At 63.4% G+C, this 18,874-nt stretch carries 18 protein-coding genes; 11 read left to right on the top strand and 7 right to left on the bottom strand.

All coding sequences use genetic code 11. The features are described from left to right. Positions 1 to 15: 15 nt before the first annotated feature. From ACODSP_RS08550 to ACODSP_RS08530, 5 genes are all read right to left on the bottom strand, one after another. The gene (locus ACODSP_RS08550) at positions 16 to 1,482 is read right to left on the bottom strand and encodes an FAD-binding oxidoreductase (protein ID WP_488965187.1); all 1,467 of its coding nucleotides are present in this window, start codon (positions 1,480 to 1,482) and stop codon (positions 16 to 18) included. Positions 1,483 to 1,568: 86 nt separating this feature from the next. Then, positions 1,569 to 2,639, bottom strand: coding sequence for a phosphotransferase (locus tag ACODSP_RS08545; protein WP_488965186.1), 1,071 nt, complete (start codon positions 2,637 to 2,639; stop codon positions 1,569 to 1,571). Between the two features lie 13 nt (positions 2,640 to 2,652). Beyond that, the gene (locus tag ACODSP_RS08540) at positions 2,653 to 3,438 is read right to left on the bottom strand and encodes an SDR family NAD(P)-dependent oxidoreductase (RefSeq protein WP_488965185.1); all 786 of its coding nucleotides are present in this window, start codon (positions 3,436 to 3,438) and stop codon (positions 2,653 to 2,655) included. 185 nt (positions 3,439 to 3,623) lie between these two features. Continuing rightward, positions 3,624 to 4,385: a glucose 1-dehydrogenase gene (locus tag ACODSP_RS08535; RefSeq protein ID WP_488965184.1), complete on the bottom strand. Its 762-nt coding sequence runs from the start codon at positions 4,383 to 4,385 to the stop codon at positions 3,624 to 3,626. Positions 4,386 to 4,495: 110 nt separating this feature from the next. Then, positions 4,496 to 5,290, bottom strand: a complete 795-nt coding sequence (locus tag ACODSP_RS08530; protein WP_488965183.1) for a rhamnogalacturonan acetylesterase — start codon at positions 5,288 to 5,290, stop codon at positions 4,496 to 4,498. Between the two features lie 181 nt (positions 5,291 to 5,471). On the opposite strand from ACODSP_RS08530, the gene ACODSP_RS08525 reads away from it, so the two are divergent. The 6 genes from ACODSP_RS08525 to ACODSP_RS08500 all read left to right on the top strand — a co-directional run bounded on the left by ACODSP_RS08525 (position 5,472) and on the right by ACODSP_RS08500 (position 11,227). After that, entirely contained in the window at positions 5,472 to 6,686 is a 1,215-nt protein-coding gene (locus ACODSP_RS08525; protein ID WP_488965182.1) for a hypothetical protein, read from the top strand. 347 nt (positions 6,687 to 7,033) lie between these two features. Next, positions 7,034 to 8,410, top strand: coding sequence for an RsmB/NOP family class I SAM-dependent RNA methyltransferase (locus ACODSP_RS08520; protein ID WP_488965181.1), 1,377 nt, complete (start codon positions 7,034 to 7,036; stop codon positions 8,408 to 8,410). An 87-nt stretch (positions 8,411 to 8,497) separates the two neighbouring features. After that, positions 8,498 to 9,238: a signal peptidase I gene (gene lepB, locus ACODSP_RS08515; protein WP_488965180.1), complete on the top strand. Its 741-nt coding sequence runs from the start codon at positions 8,498 to 8,500 to the stop codon at positions 9,236 to 9,238. Next, positions 9,238 to 9,999, top strand: coding sequence for a signal peptidase I (lepB, locus tag ACODSP_RS08510; protein ID WP_488965179.1), 762 nt, complete (start codon positions 9,238 to 9,240; stop codon positions 9,997 to 9,999). Before lepB (ACODSP_RS08515) ends, lepB (ACODSP_RS08510) begins: the two co-directional genes overlap by 1 nt. 141 nt (positions 10,000 to 10,140) lie before the next feature. After that, entirely contained in the window at positions 10,141 to 10,401 is a 261-nt protein-coding gene (locus ACODSP_RS08505; RefSeq protein ID WP_488965178.1) for a peptidoglycan-binding domain-containing protein, read from the top strand. A gap of 223 nt (positions 10,402 to 10,624) precedes the next feature. Beyond that, the gene (locus ACODSP_RS08500) at positions 10,625 to 11,227 is read left to right on the top strand and encodes a lysozyme family protein (protein ID WP_488965177.1); all 603 of its coding nucleotides are present in this window, start codon (positions 10,625 to 10,627) and stop codon (positions 11,225 to 11,227) included. Positions 11,228 to 11,229: 2 nt separating this feature from the next. Here ACODSP_RS08500 and ACODSP_RS08495 read toward each other — a convergent pair whose 3' ends face one another. Next, positions 11,230 to 11,721: a hypothetical protein gene (locus tag ACODSP_RS08495; RefSeq protein WP_488965176.1), complete on the bottom strand. Its 492-nt coding sequence runs from the start codon at positions 11,719 to 11,721 to the stop codon at positions 11,230 to 11,232. A gap of 103 nt (positions 11,722 to 11,824) precedes the next feature. Beyond that, on the bottom strand, positions 11,825 to 14,410 hold the full coding sequence (locus ACODSP_RS08490; RefSeq protein WP_488965175.1) for a glycosyltransferase: 2,586 nt from the start codon (positions 14,408 to 14,410) through the stop codon (positions 11,825 to 11,827). Between the two features lie 196 nt (positions 14,411 to 14,606). On the opposite strand from ACODSP_RS08490, the gene ACODSP_RS08485 reads away from it, so the two are divergent. The 5 genes from ACODSP_RS08485 (at position 14,607) to parC (ending at position 18,778) form a co-directional block, all read left to right on the top strand. Continuing rightward, complete coding sequence (locus ACODSP_RS08485; RefSeq protein WP_488965174.1) at positions 14,607 to 15,047, top strand: HIT domain-containing protein; 441 nt, start codon at positions 14,607 to 14,609, stop codon at positions 15,045 to 15,047. Further along, a complete protein-coding gene (locus tag ACODSP_RS08480) occupies positions 15,044 to 15,892 on the top strand; it encodes an alpha/beta hydrolase (RefSeq protein WP_488965173.1) in 849 nt (282 codons plus the stop codon). Before ACODSP_RS08485 ends, ACODSP_RS08480 begins: the two co-directional genes overlap by 4 nt. Before the next feature lie 77 nt (positions 15,893 to 15,969). Further along, a complete protein-coding gene (locus tag ACODSP_RS08475) occupies positions 15,970 to 16,158 on the top strand; it encodes a hypothetical protein (RefSeq protein WP_488965172.1) in 189 nt (62 codons plus the stop codon). Next, positions 16,155 to 16,445 (top strand): type II toxin-antitoxin system RelE/ParE family toxin, encoded by a 291-nt coding sequence (locus ACODSP_RS08470; RefSeq protein ID WP_488965171.1) that lies wholly within the window; start codon positions 16,155 to 16,157, stop codon positions 16,443 to 16,445. Before ACODSP_RS08475 ends, ACODSP_RS08470 begins: the two co-directional genes overlap by 4 nt. A gap of 68 nt (positions 16,446 to 16,513) precedes the next feature. After that, complete coding sequence (gene parC / locus ACODSP_RS08465) at positions 16,514 to 18,778, top strand: DNA topoisomerase IV subunit A (RefSeq protein WP_488965170.1); 2,265 nt, start codon at positions 16,514 to 16,516, stop codon at positions 18,776 to 18,778. The last annotated feature ends 96 nt before the right edge of the window (positions 18,779 to 18,874 follow it).

Below are 18,874 nucleotides of genomic sequence, written 5' to 3'. Positions count from 1 at the left end.
GTGTGCATCCCTGCGTCAGGTGGCGGCGAGATAATGGTCCCACATGCGATTACGGAACAGCAAGCCGGGGTCATGCTGCCGCTTCAGGGTCAGGAACCGATCCAGCTCCGGATAGGCCCTGCGCATCTGCTCCGCCGTGGCGTGCAGCCGGTAGGGCAGGTAGTAGCAGCCGCCGATGGCCAGGACCTCGTCGATCAGGGCGCGGGTCATGCGGGCCATGGCGGCATCCCCCTGTGCGTCGCGCGTCTGGGAAAACAGCATGACGGCGGCCACGCGTTCTTCGGGCGCATAGGCCATCACGCTGCGCCGATCCGGGGCCAGATAGCGCAGCGTGACATTCAGAAGGTCCTGACCGGAACCTGGAATATGCCGGCGGCAGGCGGCCATGAAGTCGGCGAACCGCGCCGGCGGCACGAAATATTCATGCAGGATGTCCGTGCGCCCCTGGCCCGCCGGTCCCAGGCTGGAAACCGGTTCGTTCAGGAGGGTGTTGCGCGTGTCGGCGCCGGGCTTGAAACGGCGTTCAATGGTCCAGCGCTGCCGCTTCCAGAAATCGGACCCGATCTGGGCACGGAAAACATGGCGGGAAACATTGCTGATGAACCCGCCCGCAGTTGCCGGTGGCGGGGTTCCGGCCCCCGGCTTTCGGCCATAGGTGACCAGCAGCGCCTCCCGCAGGAAATTCTCCCGCGATAGGGACAGGCGGCCATAAGCCATTTCAACCTTGCCGCCGGCGCGGGCGGCGGCCTGAAGGGCCATGCCGAACTGCTCGGACGGCATCAACTGCGCCTGGGCTTCCAGCAGGGTGTTTTCCGCCGCGTCCAGTTCCAGATCCAGAACGATGCCCAGCAGACCGTAGCCGCCGATGGCGGCCTGGAACAGCTCGGTATTCTCCGCTGGCGAACAGGTGACGATCTCCCCATCGGCCAGCATCAGCCGGAAAGACCGGACACTGTCGCCGAACGGCCCATGCGGAATGGGCCAGCCATGGGCATTGACACACAGGGTGCTGCCCACCGCGAAATCATCATTGGACTGCATGATCAGCGGCGACAGGCCCGCCGGGTCCAGGGCCGCTACCACCTGATCCCACCGCGCGCCGGCGCCCACGTGATAGCGTTTGCCTGCGCGGTCGATTTCCAGATCAGGGATATTCAGCTGGATGGCGTGGCCATCCTTGGGGATTGACTGCCCGCCCATCGAGTGGCGGGCACCCGCCACGGCCACTGGCCGGCCCGCTGCCTTCGCCTCCTTCAACTCGCCGCGCAGCCGATCGATCAGGATGGACTGGTCCGGCGGTTTGGTGACCCAGTGGGAAAAGACCGGCGTCTGGTTCATGTGGCTGGCATCGTCGACCAGCGTGTCCGCCGCCATCGACGTTCGGGACAGCGTGGGCAGCAGCATGGCGGTGGCAGCTGCCCCCACCATCACGTCGCGACGGTTGAGCAGCAGGGCCTTTGATTGCGCCAAGATCGTCCTCATGATCGGCAATAACCCAATCATGAGGACGCAATATCATGCCGATTTCAATTGAAATCAGCAGTTCCGTTAACCACGCTCCGGGGGCGTCACGTCTTGTCCGACACGAACCGCCAGCCCGTCTCCGCCGCCGCCCGGGCCACCTCGCCATAGGCCAATGCCCTGCGGTCGGCGGCATTGCCGGCCAGCGCGCGGGCATAGACGCCCTGGCAGATGGCGGCGATGCGGAAGAAGGCGAAGGCCAGATAATAGGGCCAGTCGGGAATGCCGTCCCGTCCGGTACGCTGACAGTACGCGGCGACATAATCCGCCTCGGATGGGATGCCCGTCCCGGCCAGATCGATGCCTTTCAGCCCCGGAAACTGCCTGATGCCCGCCGGCAGGTGATAGGCCATGCAATTATAGGCCAGATCGGGCAGGGGGTGGCCCAGGGTCGCCAGTTCCCAGTCCAGGATGGCGACGACGCGCGGTTCCGTCTTGTGCAGCATCAGGTTGCCCAGGCGGAAATCACCATGGACGATGGTGACCTCTTCCCCCGCCGGCACGGCACGCGGCAGCCAGTCCATCAGCCTTTCCATGGCGGGAATGTCGCTGTCGCCCTTGGTCGCCACGAACTGCTTCGACCAGCGTTCGACCTGCCGCTGGATGTACTGTTCCGGCTTGCCGAAATCGGACAGGCCCGCTGCCCGCCAGTCGACGCTGTGCAAGGCCGCCAGCGTGGCATTCATGCCGTCATAGATGGTGGCCCGATCGCCATTGCTGAACCCGTCCAGCGCCACATCCGACAGGACGCGCCCGTCAATATGGTCCATCACATAAAAGGGCGTGCCGATGATACCCGCATCCTCGCACAGCAGGCGGGCATTGGGCACGGGTGCTGCACTGCCGGACAGTGCCCGCATGGCGCGGAATTCCCTCTCCACCATGTGCGCGCTGGGCAGCAGCTTGCCCGGCGGCTTCTTGCGCAGCACGTACCGCGCGCCCGCCGCATCGCTGATCAGGAAGGTGGGGTTGGACTGCCCGCCCTGAAACTGCTGCACCGTCGCCGGCCCCTGGAACCCGTCCAGATGGGCCGACAGATAGGTTTGCAATGTGGCCTCATCGAACCGGTGCTGCGGCAGCACATCGATCAGGACAGCCGCGCCCTTGCCCTCGCTCATATCCGGTCCCCGCTTACAGGATCGTGGGATCGGCGATGGTCGCACCGCCATCGGCCACCAGCAACTGCCCCGTGACGAAGGCACCGGCGGGGGCCGCCAGCATCAGGGCCACGCCCGCAATCTCCTCCGGCTTGCCGAACCGGCCCAGGGGGGCGCGGCGCATGATGGCCTTGGCGATATCGGGATTGTCGGTCAGGGCCTTGGCGAAATCCGTTTCCACGATGCCGGGCGCGATGCCGTTGACGCGGATATTGGCGCGGCCATGCTCGACGGCCAGATTACGGACCAGGGCCGCTTCCGCCGCCTTGGACACGCCATAGGCGCCGATCACCGGATTGCCGCGCAGGCCGGCGATGGAGGACAGGATGATCACCGACCCGTCCTTGCGCTCCGCCATGCCGGGGATCACCATGTTGCACAGCTGCCAGGTGCTGCGCAGGTTCGACCCCATGATCTTGTCCCAGGCATCATCGCTGACGCTGGCCAGCGGGCCATAGACGGGGTTGATGGCGGCGTTGGCGACCAGGATGTCGATGCGGCCCCACTGCGCCAGCGTGGCATCGACCAGGGCCTGCAAATCCTCCTTGCGGCCGATATTGCAGGCGACCGAAATCGCCTCGCCACCTGCCGCAATGATCTCGTCCCGCACCAGATCGCAGGCATCGATCTTGCGCGAGGAGATCACCACCTTGGCCCCGGCGCGGGCATATTCCTGGGCGATGGACTTGCCGATCCCGCGTGAGGAGCCGGTGATCAGCGCCACCTTGCCGGACAGGTCGAACAGGGGATGAACGGTCATGGGATAGTCTCCTTGGAAGCCGCCCCCTCATCGTCATCCCGGCGACAAGCCGGGACCCAGGGGCCACAGGATCAGAGGTCAACGCTGCATGGGTCAAAGCTGTGGAGATGGTGTGCGCTTGGCCCCTGGGTCCCGGCTTGTCGCCGGGAAGGCGGTTATATAGGGCCTCGCGCATCGCCCCCTCACTAAGCCGTCGTTCCGCCATCGATGGCATATTCGGCCCCGGTGATGAACGGGCTTTCATCCGACAGCAGGAACAGCACGACATTGGCCGCATCCTCCGGCTTGCCCATGCGGCCCAGCGGGGCCGTGCGCTCCAACCGGCGACGCATCTTTTCAGAATCGGGGGCTGCGTCGATCATCTGCTGTACCATCGGCGTGTACAGGAACGACGGGTGGATGGAGTTGCAGCGGATATTGTAATTCTGCTGCGCGCACCATTTCGCCGTCGACTTGGTCAGCAGCCGCACGGCCCCCTTGGCGGAGCAATAGGCCGCCAGATCCGCCGCACCCAGCAGGCCCGCGACGGAAGAGACATTGACGATGGAGCCGCCGCCCGTCTGCTTCATGGCCTTGATGGCGTATTTGCAGCCCAGGAACGTGCTCTCCACATTCACCGCATGGACAAAGCGCCAGCCTTCCAGCGTCTCATCCTCGATATTATGCAGCGACCCGCAGCCGGCATTGTTCACCAGACCGTCCAGCCGGCCATATTTCTGCACGACATGCCCGATCACCTCGATCCAGCGATCTTCCTTGGTCACGTCCTGGGCCAGGAACTCGATCCCGTCGCCCAGTTCGGCCACCGCCGCCTCGCCGCCCTGCACATTGCGATCGGTAACCACCACCTTGGCGCCTTCGCGCAGGGCGGCCCGTGCCGTGGCCAGCCCGATGCCCGAAGCGCCCCCCGTGATCAGGACGATCTTGTCCTGCAGGCGTCCCACCATGATCATTCCCTCCCGGATGCTCGCGCCGGATCGTGCCGGTCGCTTCTCAAACGTTTGTTTGAATGTAGGGGAAACGCAGGCGGGGGGCAACAGCGAAGGCGATCAGATGATTACGGGCAGGTGGGGCCACCCAGGCTGGGCGGGTTGGCTGCCGGGCGCGGTGTCACATGCGCGGAAACCGGCAGGTTCAGTTCCTTCAGCCGGGCCGCCACCAGCGACGCCATGGCCCGCGCGCCGATCTCGCTGAAATGCGTGTCATCGGTGATGCCATCGGGCCAGCGTGTATAGCCGGCGGCCTGGGCCTGTTCCTTGCTGTAATACAGGAAATAGGCCTTGGCCGGTTCGGCGCCCAGCCCATGGACATAGACGCGGCTGTCATAGCCCAGGTCGATCAGCGGCGTCGCCGTCTCCCGCGCTACCGCCCGCGTCACTTCGGCATAGGTGGGGAAACTGTCATTGATGCTGCCATCTTCCTTGAAACTGCGCCGCGCGACGGGTGTCAGCAGGACCGCCTGCGCGCCCTTTTCTCGCGCCATGGAGATGAAACGCAGCAGATTGACGCGGAAATCGGGCAGGGGCGTATACCGCTCCTCCTTCGCCTGATTGGCATCATTATGCCCGAACTGGATCAGCAGCGTATCGCCGGCGGCAATATCCTTGGCGATGGCATCGAACCGCCCCTCGGCGATGAAGCTCTTGGTGCTGCGCCCGCCCATGGCCCGGTTCTCCACCGCCACCGACCCGTCCAGATTACAGGCCAGCACCATGCCCCAGCCCATCTGCGGATAGCGGTCGGTTCCATAATTGGCGGCGGTGCTGTCACCCGCGATGAAAATGCGTTCCGCCATCGCCACCGGGGCCGACAGCATCAGGGCCGCCAGGGCCGGGATCATCCAGTACCGCATCTTCATCCTCCCTTGAACTTGTATGACAAGTTGGAAACCGGTGTCAAAATAGGCGGGGCGGGCAGTGGGGGCAAGGGGGGATGTGGCGGGCGTGGCTCCCTCACCCTCCCACCACCACCACTATGGAATATAATCCCATAAACCGCTAGGATCATGGTCCCCCTCAAGCCGGAGCCGCCCCATGCCCTCGCTCAGCCACAACCCCTACGACACCGACCATCCCACCCTGACGGCGCAGGAACAGGCGGAGGCCTGGTGGCGCGGTTCGTCCGACCGCCATGTCCGCCCCTTTACGGAGGATGTTAGCTTCGCCGATTGCGGACATCTGCTGGAAGGATATAAATCCCGAAAGGCGGATGAGGTGACCTGGGCCAAGATCGCCTTCCATCTGGCGGCCGGCGTGCCGATCATCAAGATCGCCGAACATTACAAGCTGTCGCGCACCACCATCTGGCGGGCGCTGTCCCAATCGCACAATCTGCGCCGCCGCGTGGCCGAAGAACGCGCCCTGATGCGGCGGGAGGCGGATAGCCGCTTCGTGGCCATGCGCGAACTGGTCGTCGATACGCTGTACCGCGCCATTGCCGACGGCAACATGCGCGCCACGCTCTGGGCTGCCGACCGGCTGGGTTTGGGGGCCGAACTGCTGCAACAGGCGGAAAAGCCGCCCAAGCCCGGCTATGCCCGCATCCCCGATGGCTGGATGACGGCACTGGACGTGGAGGCCGGGATCAGGGCCGATCTGTCGGCACCGCCGGGCACGAAGGTGCCCTTGCCCGTTCCCGAACCCTCGCTACCGGCTCCACCCCCGTCCGCGCCCCGCCGCCGGGGTCCAATCCTGCCCGCCGGTGCCATCACCGCCTGCGCGCCGCCGCTGCTTCCCGATCCCGCCCCCGAACCCTTCAATCCTGATCTGGCGGACACCATCCCGGACCCGGTTCCCGATATGACGCCCGAAGCCAGCCCCGCTGCCGGCCTTGCCCCGGACCCGGTGCCGGCACTGCCGCCCCTCAACGCCGATCCAATGGGACAATCGGGCGATCCACTGCCGGACTTTCCAAAGGAATTGCGCTGGCGCAACCGTCCGCGCGGCAAGGTGAAGGCATCGGCCCCGCCGGCCCCGCTCCATGACGGTCCCTCGCTGCGTCTGAAGCGCGGCTCCTACCGCCTGCGCGCGCGTCCGGCGGTGCGGCTGCTGTTCTGGATTCTCCATAACAGCCTGCCCTTGGCCGACGGGGTTGATGGCGCACCCGGCCTGTCGGCGGCCCGCTGGACCATGCGCGCCCGCTGGCTGGCCTGGGGTGACAAACTGCCCATGGACCTGTGCAACCGGGAAGAAAGGCCGGTGCACAATGTTTCACAGCCCCGCTGGTCGAAGAAGGAGGAGGGGTATTGAGGGTGGGGGTGAACGCGTTGGAGAGAATCTCTTTTGACCGGCCTCGCGCTTTCCTCGTCATCCCGGCGAAAGCCGGGACCCAGCGTATAGCGGCGTCTGCCGCGACGAGAGTCATATCGGCGCTGATCGCGCCTCTCGCTGGGTCCCGGCTTTCGCCGGGATGACGATAGGGAGCGTTTTCCGTCAACGTGAAGCCGTTCCAACATTTGGGAGGGTGAGGGAACCACACCACCCCCACCCCACCCGCACGGGAGGGGCAGCCATGGCAGCCCGGCACTTCCACCAGGGACCTCCCGGCCCTATAGTCGCCGGCTTTACCAGCGCCGACAGTATCGAGAAGACACGCCATGACCCCCGCCGCCCGTTTGGCTACCGCCACCGACCTGCTTGCCGAGGTGATGGACACCCCGCGTCCGGCCGATGCGGTCACCAGCGCCTTTTTCCGCGCCCGCCGCTATATCGGTGCCAAGGATCGCGGCGAGATCGCGTCGCTGGTCTATGGCGTCATGCGCCATTGGGCGCGGCTGCATTGGTGGCTGGAGCGGGTGAACCACATGCCCGATCCGCGCGCCCTGGTGATTGCCGATTGCATCCTGGCTGGCGGTCGTACCGCCGATGCCGTTGCCGGCCTGTTCAACGGGGCCAAGTTCGCGCCCGCCCCCCTGTCGGACCGCGAACGCAAGCTGATCCGCGCGCTCGACACACGCACCCTGAGCCATCCCGATCAGCCGGAAGCCGTCCAGGCCGAGGTGCCGGAATGGGCCGAAGCGTCGATGCGCGCCACCTTTGGTGAGCGTTTCCTGGCCGAGGCGTCGGGCATGCTGGGTGAGGCGCCGCTGGACCTGCGCGTCAACCCGGTGAAGGGCACGCGCGAGGATGCCATGAAAGCCCTGGCCGATGCCGGGATCAAGGCCACGCCCACCGACCTGTCGCCCGTGGGCCTGCGTCTGGCCGGTCGTGCGCCCGTCATGGCGCTGGATGCCTATAAGTCGGGCATGATCGAGATCCAGGATGAAGGTTCGCAGCTGGTGGCCTTCATGGCCGATGCCCGGCCCGGCATGCAGGTCGTTGATTTCTGCGCCGGGGCTGGTGGTAAGACGCTGGCCATTGCCGCCATGATGGAGAACAAGGGCCGCGTGGTGGCGACCGACGTGCTGGAAGGCCGCCTGACCCGCGCGAAGGAGCGGTTCCGCCGCGCCGGCCTGCACAATATTGAAACCCGCGCCATCAAGACCGAACGCGACCCTTGGGTGAAGCGGCATAAGGGCAAGTTCGATCGCGTGGTCGTGGACGCGCCCTGTTCGGGCACCGGCACCTGGCGCCGCAATCCCGACAGCCGCTGGCGCCCCCTGGGGCCGGGCCTGATCGAACTCTTGCCGTTGCAGGCCAGCATCCTGGACAGTGCGGCCCGTCTGGTCCGCCCCGGTGGCCGCGTCGTCTATGCCACCTGCTCCGTCCTGCGGGAGGAAAATGAAGGCCAAGTGGAGGCATTCCTGGCGTCGCATCCAGACTTCACCCTGGTGCCGGTCGCCACCGCCTGGCCCGCTGCCTGGGGCAAGCCGCCGGTGACCACCGACATGCTGCGCCTGACGCCGCTGCGCCACGATACCGATGGCTTCTTCGCCGCCGTCCTGGAACGCCGGGCCGATGCCCCGGTGGAGGAAGCGGCAGCAGAGGAAGCGGCAGTGGAAGGGGACGCGGCGGCAGAGGAAGCCACCGCGTAAATTGGCCCCACCCCTGACATTCAGGGTGGTGATTGACCGCAAACAGGCCGGCGGGCATGGTGTCGGCAGCGTTTTCCGTGAGGAGTGATGGCTTTGCGCGCAGTTGTTAAGGAATGGGCGGGTCTGATCGGTTTCGTCGCCGGCTTCTATCTCGTCATCAATACGCTGCTGTTTGCGGGTTTCCACGTCCCATCGGAAAGCATGCTGCCCACCTTGAAGGTGGGGGATCAGTTCTATGCGGCCAAATACGCCTATGGCTACAGCCGCTTCTCCACCAGCTTCGTGCCGGTGCCTTTCGGCGGCGCGACCCGCTTCCCGGACATCATGCCCGAACGCGGCGACATCGTGGTCTTCCGCCTGCCGACGACGGAGGAAGATTATGTGAAGCGTGTCATCGGCCTGCCCGGCGACACGATCCAGGTGCGCGACGGCCTGCTCTATATCAATGGGCAGGTGGTGCCGCGCGAAAAGAACCGCGACTATTCCTACCGCGACAATGGCGGCATGGTGGTGCAGGTCACCGAATATACCGAAACCCTGCCCAATGGCCGCAAGCACCTGATCATCGAACAGCGCGATGACGGCTTTGCCGACAACACGCCAGAATATAAGGTGCCCGAAGGCCACCTGTTCATGATGGGTGATAATCGCGATAACTCGCAGGACAGCCGCTATCTGCGTCAGGTCGGCTATATCCCCGTCGAACGGGTCCTGGGTCGCGTCTCCATGGTGGCTTTTGCCCGCAAATCCTGCACGGCGGAAGATGGCTTGATCTGCCCCGGCGGCGGCTGGTCCGACCGCCTGTTCCGCTGGGTGGCGGCAGACTGATGACGGGGGAGGCGGGCACGACGGCGGCGGTGAAGTCGAAGGCCCGTGAATGGGCCGGTTCCATCGCCACCTTCGCCGGTGTCGTGCTGGTGGTGAACACCTTCCTCTATCAGGGCTTCTACGTTCCCTCCGAAAGCATGCTGCCCACCCTGACCGTGGGTGATCAGTTCTATGCGGCCAAATATCCCTATGGCTACAGCCGCTTCTCCACGCCCTTCATCCCCTTGCCCTTCGGGTCCGGCCGCGTGTTCAGAGCCCTGCCGGCGCGTGGCGACATCGTCGTTTTCCGCAAGGCGCGGGAAGAGAATGATCTGGTCAAGCGGGTGGTCGGCCTGCCCGGTGACCGGCTGCAATGGGTGCAGGGCCGTCTCTATATCAATGGCGAGTTGGTGGCGCGGGAGAAGGTGCGCGACATCACCTACCGCGCCCAATCCGGGGCCATCGTCACTGCCACCGAATATCTGGAAACCCTGCCCGGTGGCCGCCGCCACCTGATCCTGGAGCAGACTGACAGCGGCATGGCCGACAACACCCCGGAATATCGGGTGCCCGACGGCCATCTGTTCATGGCCGGCGATAATCGCGACAATTCCGGCGACAGCCGCTTCTTGAACGATGTCGGCTACGTCCCCCTGGAACGTGTCCTGGGCCGCGTCTCCACGGTGGCCTTCACGCGCAGCGGCTGTTCGGCGGAAAACGGCCTGACCTGCCCCGGTGGCGGCTGGTGGGATCGGTTCTTCCGTGGTGTGGCGGCGGAATAAAAAAGGGCGATCCGATCCGCTAATGCTGATCGTAGTTGATAAAATAGGATCTAAATCCTTGAATTTCGCATTGTGAAGTGACTACACTCCAATTTCGGGCTTGATCTGCCGCTATGCGGGTCAAAAATTGGGAGTAACGTCATGGAAATGGTGATTGCAAGCATCATCGCGCGAAACAGCAGCCCCGATCCTGACGACATTCTGACAGCCAAACATATGCTCAACCGCTTGGGGCTTTATGTGCCGGCGAAGGAAGTTGGCATGACCCGCTTTGCTGACCCCGCCCTTTTCGATGCGCTGAAGGCTTTCCAGAAGCAGGCAGGTTTGCCGGAAACAGGCGAGGTCGGGCCCGGTGACGTCACATGGCAGGCCTTGTCCGACGCCTGCCTACAAACCGCCTGATGATGAAGAATCCTATATCTGGATGACCATGGAGGATGACCGCGTCCGCCCTTCCCATATCAAGCGGCAGGGGCGTCGCTTTTTGTGAAAGGACCATCTCTGGCCAGGTGAGGAGACCTATTGCCGGTGTTGGGCCGTGATGGTGCCCGAGGAGGAGAGACCGGCGGGCACATCTGCGAACCCACCTCAGCATCCCTTGTCTGAACCATGGGAGAAGCTCGTTGTGGACGGCCTTCGTGAATTTGAAGAGGACGTTGCTCATCCCTATGGCGACACCAAGGGTGTTTTGACTGTCGGTATAGGCACGAATGTGAGCCGGGAAGCCACTTTCCTGGTCTTACCCTGGCGGATCGGGGGTGAGAATGGGCGCATGGCCAGTGCCGCAGAAATACAGGATGGCTATAACAAGTTGACCCGGTATATCGCCGCAAAAATGGAGGAAGCGGCGGCACAGGGCCGGCAAACATTGAATTTGCCTGCCGCGCATTATCGGGGCGTCACAAACTTGCGCCTTCCCCAAATAGAAAGACAACAGAGGGCGGAGCGGGACCTTGCCGCCTTCCAGCGGGAACTGAACGCCAAGTTCGCCGGCTTCAACTCCCTTCCGGCCCCGGCAAAGGTGGCCCTCATGGACATGATCTACAATATTGGCGGTACGAAATTCACGGTGGCCAAATGGCCCTCATTGTTCGCTGCCGTTTCTACCCGCGATTGGGAAAAGGCCGCCGCTGAAAGCCACCGTGTGGATGTCAACGCACGTCGGAACTCAAGCACGGTGGCGTTGTTTAAGCAGGCCGTGGCGATAGCAAGGTCGGGCGGCGTTTGAAATCAGGGTCCGGGCCGAAAATAGGGGATTGTCGACAGTCCACCACAACTCAAACCAGTATCCGTTACCCTGAAATCATTGGCTATCAGCATCCGATACCACCCCGCGAACAAACAATCGGCATGGTCTTCTGAAACCAGGAACAAGCCACTTGGCCTTTTGTGCGCATGTATCAGATAGAAGACAGGGTCCATTATGGAGCCGTCATTGAAAGTCAATTTGCACCGCAATGCTGAGAAGCGCTTGCCTTTCTGTTCGCTCTCATCAATTACGATGCACGCCGCCCGATCCCCATTCTCCCAGGACAGCCGATCCCCCAGGATCGTCAGATCGCCGCCGCCCACTCGGGTCGAGGATAGCTCCCACAGCCCGCAGAACTCCGTGTTCGCCAGGGTGCAGGCGTCAGGGGATTTGGCGGCGGCAGGTTGTTCAGCGCTGGCACCGACCGGCAGCACCAGAAACAGGAGCGACATCACAAGCAGAGCGGAACGCAAAAACACCTCCCCGGCAACACCGGCATCATCTTGAATGTGACGCTGGTTGGTTGCAAGCGATGATGTTTATGCAGCCCATGGGCAAGGTGCGGCGGTAGCGCCCTTACTCCGCCGCCGCCGGTCCCTCTTCCTGCTTGGGCATGGGCAGGCCGTTGATGGTGGCGACAGCCAATGCGGCGATATAGGGCAGGGACTGGACCACCAGCATGGCCGACCAGATATAGGCGTCGCGATTGTCGCCGCCTTCCTTCCAGCCCACGGCGAAGGCCGTGACCCAGAGGGCCAGCATCAGCATGACCTCTTCCTTGGCATGCAGGAAGCCCTGGATCAGGGCTGGCTGATCCTCGCATTTGGGCGTGCGCACGAACGGGCGGCCTTCGGTGAAAAGACCCGTCCATACCGCCCGGCCCACCGTGTGGGTCAGGGCCATGCCGGCCACGGCGGCATTCACCTTGTCCAGGAAGCCGCACTTCACCCGTGCCGCATAGAGCCACAGGCCGCACGCCACCTTGAAGAAGAACACGCCCAGGGTCGGCATGATAAAGACGGTGGGCGGGAACTCGAAATAGCGCGGGGCGAAAAGCAGGCCCAGGGACCAGAACACGCCACCCACCACGAACAGCATATGGGCCGCATCGGCAAACCAGGGCAGCCAGCCGGTGACGAAATGGTACTTCTGCCCAAAGGTCAGGGTCTTGCCGCTGGGCAGGAATTCCCGCCAATGCCGCTTGATGATCTGGACGGCACCATAGGCCCAGCGGAAGCGTTGCGTCTTGTACCCGGCGAAGCTGTCGGGCACGAGGCCCTTGCCGAAGCTGTCGGGCATATAGACGCTTTCCAGACCCTCCTCGAACAGGCGCAGGCCCAGTTCCGCATCTTCACAGATGCACCATTCGGCCCACCAGCCCACGCGCTTGAGGATGGAGGTGCGGATCAGGGTCATGGTGCCATGCTGGATGATGGCGTTGCGCTCGTTCCGCTGGACCATGCCGATATGGAAGAAGCCCTGGTATTCCCAGTTGATCATCCGGTGGAAGGGATGGATGTGCCAGTCGCGGTAATCCTGCGGGCTCTGGACGAAGGCGACCTTCTGGCTCTCGAAATAGGGGATGGTGGAGGACAGCCAGTCCGGCGTGACCTGATAGTCGCTGTCGATGACGCCCACCACCTCGGCATCCGGGGCGGTGACCGCCAGACCGAAATTCAGGGCGCCGGCCTTATATCCCGGCCATTTCGCCAGATGGAAGAAGCGGAAATGCGGGCCCAGCTTGGCGCAATGCGCCTCCAGCGGCTTCCAGACTTCCTCATCCTTGGTGTTGTTGTCGATCACCAGCACTTCGAAGTTGGGATAATCCATCTTCGCCAGCGCGTTCAGCGTCTCAATCACCATATGTGCCGGCTCGTTATAGCAGGGCACATGGATGGAGACCTTGGGGTAATAGCCGCTGGTATTGACCTTCACCGGATTGAACTTGCGCTTCCAGCGGTCGGTCCACACCACCTCGGTCAGTTCCAGCCCGTCGATCAGAACCACGATCAGCAGCAATATCTGCGCACAGATCAGGATCAGGAAGGCCACGAAGGACAGGGTGTTCATGCCCGTGGTCATCGCCTCCGTCGCGGTCCAGACCAGACCCGAGGCAATCCCCTGGATCAGGGCGCCATAGAATAACTGCCCGGCGGGCTTCAGGTCATCGCGCGCCAGCACGAACCAGAACATGGGGATGAAGGCCAGAAGCGTGGCGATGGCACACAGCACGGGCCAGCCCGGCACCTCGAACACGCCGCCTTCCATGGGGAACTTCATCTGGCGATGGGTGTCCCAGATGCCCCAGTTGGCTTCCGCCTCGCCGCCGATTTCCCGCTTCCAGGGCTGGTCGAAGCCTTCCATGATGTAATAGTCCCAGCGGTTCTCACCGGCCAGGTTCAGGAAGTTGCGGATGAACTGCGCCTGATTGACCAGGCTGGCCTGGGCGCCGCCGCGATAGGGGCCGTCCGACGGCCAGCCGGCTTCGCCGATCAGGATATGCTTGTCAGGGTACTTGGCCCGCACCTCGTCATAGCCACGGCGCACCTGCTCCATGGCCTGTTCGATGGGCACCTTCTCCCAATAGGGCAGCAGGTGGATGGTGATGTAATCGACGGCCTGCGCCAGCTCGGGATATTTGATCCAGACATAGGGCGGCTCGGCGGTGGAGACGGGGACATCCATCTGCCGCTTCACGCGCTGGACATAGTCGATCAGCGCCTCAACCTCCAGATCGCCGCGATACATCACCTCATTGCCGACCATGACGCGCGTCACGTTCTTGTTGGCGCGGGTCAGGCGGACCAGGGAGTTGATCTCCTGCTCGTTCTTGCCCAGATCGCCGGAAATCCAGGCGCCGGCGGTCACGTCCAGGTCGTATCTGGCCGCGATCTCCGGCGTCACCTCCAGCCCATCGGTGGCCGTATAGGTGCGGATGGAGCGGACGAAGGGGGCGACGACGGCCACATCGCGCTCAATATCTGAACGCGACGGATGCCGGCCATCCTGCGGATTCTGATGTTCCTGATAGGGGCTGAAGGCGACGCCGGATATCGTGCCCGACCACAGTTTCTCGGGCGTCGTGGGGCGGTTGGACAGGGCCCAGGCCCCGATATTGCCCAGGACCAGCAGCAACAGCACACCCCAAGCCGAAGCCCGCATCTTCAAAATCTTGCCCATCGTTCCTGTCTTGCCCCTGGAACACCGACCGCCAGGAATGGCGGCGGGTCAATCTCTGGCAGCCGTTTCTGTTATTTTTGTGAAAAGCGCAATGGCCATCCGTTGTGACAGGGCTGAGCATAGCGCAGGCGGCCCATCTTGGTATAGACCGGGCAGAATGGCAGGGCAGGGGAAGGTGATGGAAACCGGCTTCGATCTGGATGCGCGTCTGGCGGCGGACACGGTCACACTGGGTGACTGGCCCTTGTCGCGCGTGCTGTTGATGCGCAATCGCCTGTTCCCCTGGCTGATCCTGGTGCCGCGCCGGGTGGGGGCGGTGGAAATCCATCGCCTGTCGCCCGCCGATCAGGTGCTGCTGACGCGGGAGACCTCTGCTGCGGCCCGTGTGCTGGAGCGGTTGTTCCAGCCGGATAAGATCAATACCGGCGCGCTGGGCAATGTCGTATCGCAGCTGCACATGCATGTCATTGCACGCCGCCGCGACGATCCCGCCTGGCCCGGACCTGTCTGGGGCCGTGGCCTTACGTCTGCTTATGGTGGCGATGAGTTGACGGCGCTGGCCGACCGCCTGTGGGACGCGCTGAAGACCGAAATCACGGCAATCCGGGATATGAAATGAAGAAGCTGCTGACCTCGGCCCTGCTGGCCGCCTGCATTCTCGCCCCGCTATCGGTAAAGGCGGCGGATGCGCCCGGCCTTGGCGCCAGTGAGGCGATACAGTTCGGCACCGGCTACAGCCTGGACTCCGCGGTCCTGAAGGAAAAGCGGCGCATCAATGTACTGCTGCCCGCCTCTTACGCCGATGGCAAGCGCAGCTACCCGGTGCTGTATTTGATCGATGGCGGCACCAAGGAGGATTGGTTCCATATTGCGGGTCTGGTGCAGTTGGGCGAACTGAACGGCGTCACCAGGGAAGTGATCCTGGTGGGGATTGAGGGCACGGACCGCAAGCGCGACCTGACCTCCCCCTCCCAGGACCCGCTGGATATCAAGGAACTGCCCACCCATGGCGGGGCCGACAATTTCCGCCGCTTCCTGGGTGCGGAGTTGAAACCGTTCATCAATAAGAACTTCCGCACCGATGGCGAAACCGGCGTGATTGGCGAAAGCCTGGCCGGCCTGTTCATCCTGGAAACTTTCCTGCGCCAGCCGGATATGTTCAGCCATTACATCGCCATCAGCCCGTCTTTGTGGTGGAACAAGGAGGCCCTGTCCTATCAGGCCGCCGACCTTCTGAAGGCGCAGAAGCCCGGCACGCGCAGCCTGCATCTGGCCATCGGCAACGAGGGCGGGGGCATGCGCGGCGGCCTGGACCGGGTGATGGCGGCGTTGAAGGCGGGAGCGCCGGCGGGCCTCACCTGGGATTTCCAGGATTTGCCCGGCGAACGTCACCATTCCGTCTACCACCCCGCCGCCCTGCCGGCCCTGCGCGCCGCCTTTCCGGGGCCGAACCCGATCAAGTGATGGGGAGGGGGAGAGGGTGACAGGGCGGGTGCGCGATGTTATCCTCTTGTCATCAACCTGTGTGAGGCGGGCATATCATGGACGGCAAGCCAGCCATTGAGATTGATGACACCGATCTCGGTCCCTTCGCCGACGCGGACCCTGCATGGCTGCGCGCGCAGGTCCTGCCGGCAATTGAAGAGTCTGAACGTGATCCGTCTTCGTTGAAGGATATGGAGGATGTTTTCCGCGAGTTAGAAGCGGAACTTCTCGCCCGGATGCCATGATAAAGACCTTTTCGGTCGTCTTTTCGGCCAAAGCACAGCAAGACGCCTCTGTCTTGCTGGGTATAATTACCGATGACCGTGGGCCTTTGGTTGCCGTAAATTATATTCAGCGTTTGAGGTCTTACTGCCTGGGCTTCAGAACATTCCCCCATCGCGGTCACGCTTGCTCGGATTTGTATCCAGGTCTTCGTCGGGTTGGTTTTGAACGGCGTGTAACTGTTTACTTTCGCATTGCCGGCGACCGGGTGATCATCGAACGCCTGCTCTATGCCGGTCGCCAGCCATAGCCCCTATCCCCAAAGGCCAGTATAGAAGCCAGTACCCATGGCCTTACCACATCTGGTATGGATAGGGCATGACCGACGCCGCCTATGAAATCCTGGACAAGCGACTGGCCGAAGCCCTCGGCGAACGCTACCTGTCCTATGCGCTTTCCACCATCGTCTCCCGTTCGCTGCCCGATGTGCGCGACGGGTTGAAGCCGGTGCATCGGCGCATTCTGTTCGCGATGAGCCAGTTGAAGCTGGACCCCAACACGATGCCGAAAAAGTCGGCGCGTGTGGTCGGCGACGTGATCGGCAAGTTTCACCCCCATGGTGACCAGTCCGTTTATGACGCACTGGTCCGTTTGGCGCAGGATTTCGCCAGCCGCTATCCGCTGGTCGAAGGCCAGGGGAATTTCGGCAATATCGACGGCGATAACGCCGCCGCCATGCGATATACCGAGGCCAAGCTGACGGAGGTCGCCAAGGCCCTGATGCAGGGCCTGGACGAGGATGCGACCGATTTCCGCCCCACCTATGATGGTGACGGGCAGGAACCGGTGGTCTTGCCGGCAGCCTTCCCCAATCTGCTGGCCAATGGGTCCGCCGGCATCGCGGTCGGCATGGCGACCAGCATTCCGCCGCATAATGTCGGCGAGATTTGTGGCGCGCTAAACCTGATCATCGAACGCGAACTGCTGCCGGCCCCGGAAAAGCGCCGGCCCGTGACGGTGGATGAGCTGGTCAGCTGGGTGCGCGGGCCGGATTTCCCGACGGGCGGCATGCTGGTGGAGGCCCGTGCCAACATTATCGAGGCCTATCGCACGGGCCGTGGCGCCTTCCGCCTGCGCGCCCGCTGGACCAAGGAGGCGCTGGGCCAGGGTACCTGGCAGGTGGTGGTTACCGAAATCCCGTATCAGGTGCAGAAATCGCGTCTGGTGGAAAAGATCGCGGAGCTGCTGGCCGAACGCAAACTGCCGCTGCTGGACGATGTGCGCGACGAATCGGCGGAGGATATCCGCCTGATCCTGATTCCCAAGAGCCGGAATGTCGATCCTGCGGTCCTGATGGAACAGCTGTTCCGCAACACGGACCTGGAAATCCGTTTCAGCCTGAACATGAATGTGCTGGATGGCGGCACCATTCCGCGCGTCATGAATCTGCATGAGGTGCTGAACGCTTTCCTGGCCCACCGCCAGGACGTGCTGATCCGCCGTTCCCGCTTCCGTCTGGCGGAGATTGAGCATCGGCTGGAGGTGCTGGGCGGTTACCTGATCGCGTACCTGAACCTGGACGAGGTCATCCGTATCATCCGCGAGGAGGATGAGCCCAAGAAGGACCTGATGCGGACCTTCAAGCTGACCGATGTTCAGGCCGAAGCCATCTTGAACATGCGGCTGCGGTCCCTGCGCCGCCTGGAAGAGTTCGAGATCAAGAAGGAACATGATGCCCTGTCGGCAGAGAAGTCGAAGCTGACCGAACTGCTGGAGGATGAGGGCAAGCGCTGGAAATCCATCCGCGCTGAAGTGCAGCAGATGGATAAGAAATTCGGTCGCTCCACGGCGCTGGGCGAACGCCGGACGGAGGTGGGCGACGCGCCCGCCGACATCGTGGTGCCGGTCGAGGCGATGATTGAGCGGGAGCCGTTGACCGTCTTCCTGTCGGAAAAGGGCTGGATACGTGCCGTGTCCCGTCACCTGACCCCGGCGGAAGTGTTGGACGCCAAGTACAAGGATGGCGATCAGGAGCGGTTTGTGCTGCGCGTGCAGACCACGGACAAGCTGCTGGTCTTTGCCTCCAACGGCAAATTCTACACGCTGGGGGCGGACAAGCTGCCGCGCGGGCGCGGGTTCGGCGAACCGGTGCGCCTGATGGCCGATTTCGGCGAGGCGGAGATTGTGGCCCTGTTCGCGCATGTGCCGGGCCAGAAACTGATCGTGGCCAGCAGCGATGGCCGTGGCTTCCAGGTGGAAGCCGACGAGGTGGTGGCCCAGACCCGCGCCGGCAAACAGGTCCTGAACCCGTCTGATGGCGGGGTTGCGGCCTTGGTGCTACCGGTGGAGGGCGATGCCGTGGCCGTCATCGGCAATAACCGCAAGCTGCTGGTCTTCAAGCTGGAAGAACTGCCGCTGATGACGCGCGGCAAGGGCGTGGCCTTGCAGAAATACAAGGATGCCAGCCTGTCGGATGTGAAGACCTTCAACTTGGCCGACGGTCTGTCCTGGAAGATGGGCGGGGCCGAAGGCCGCATCCGTAGCGTCACGATGCCCGAACTGTCCGGCTGGGTTGCCTTCCGTGGCACCCAGGGCAAGCTACCGCCCACCGGCTTCCCCCGGAACAACAAGTTCACCGATTGATCGCCTGAAGGCGCCTGCTCCTCTGCTTCCTCCTCCTGCTCGCCACCACCCTTCCGGCGCGGGCGGAGTGTGCTGCTGGTCGTCGTGACGGGTCTG

The sequence above is a fragment of the Niveispirillum sp. FG156 genome (assembly GCF_057809555.1).
The sequence above is the reverse complement of the archived record's forward strand: the minus strand, read 5'-3'. Positions and strand labels throughout refer to the sequence as shown.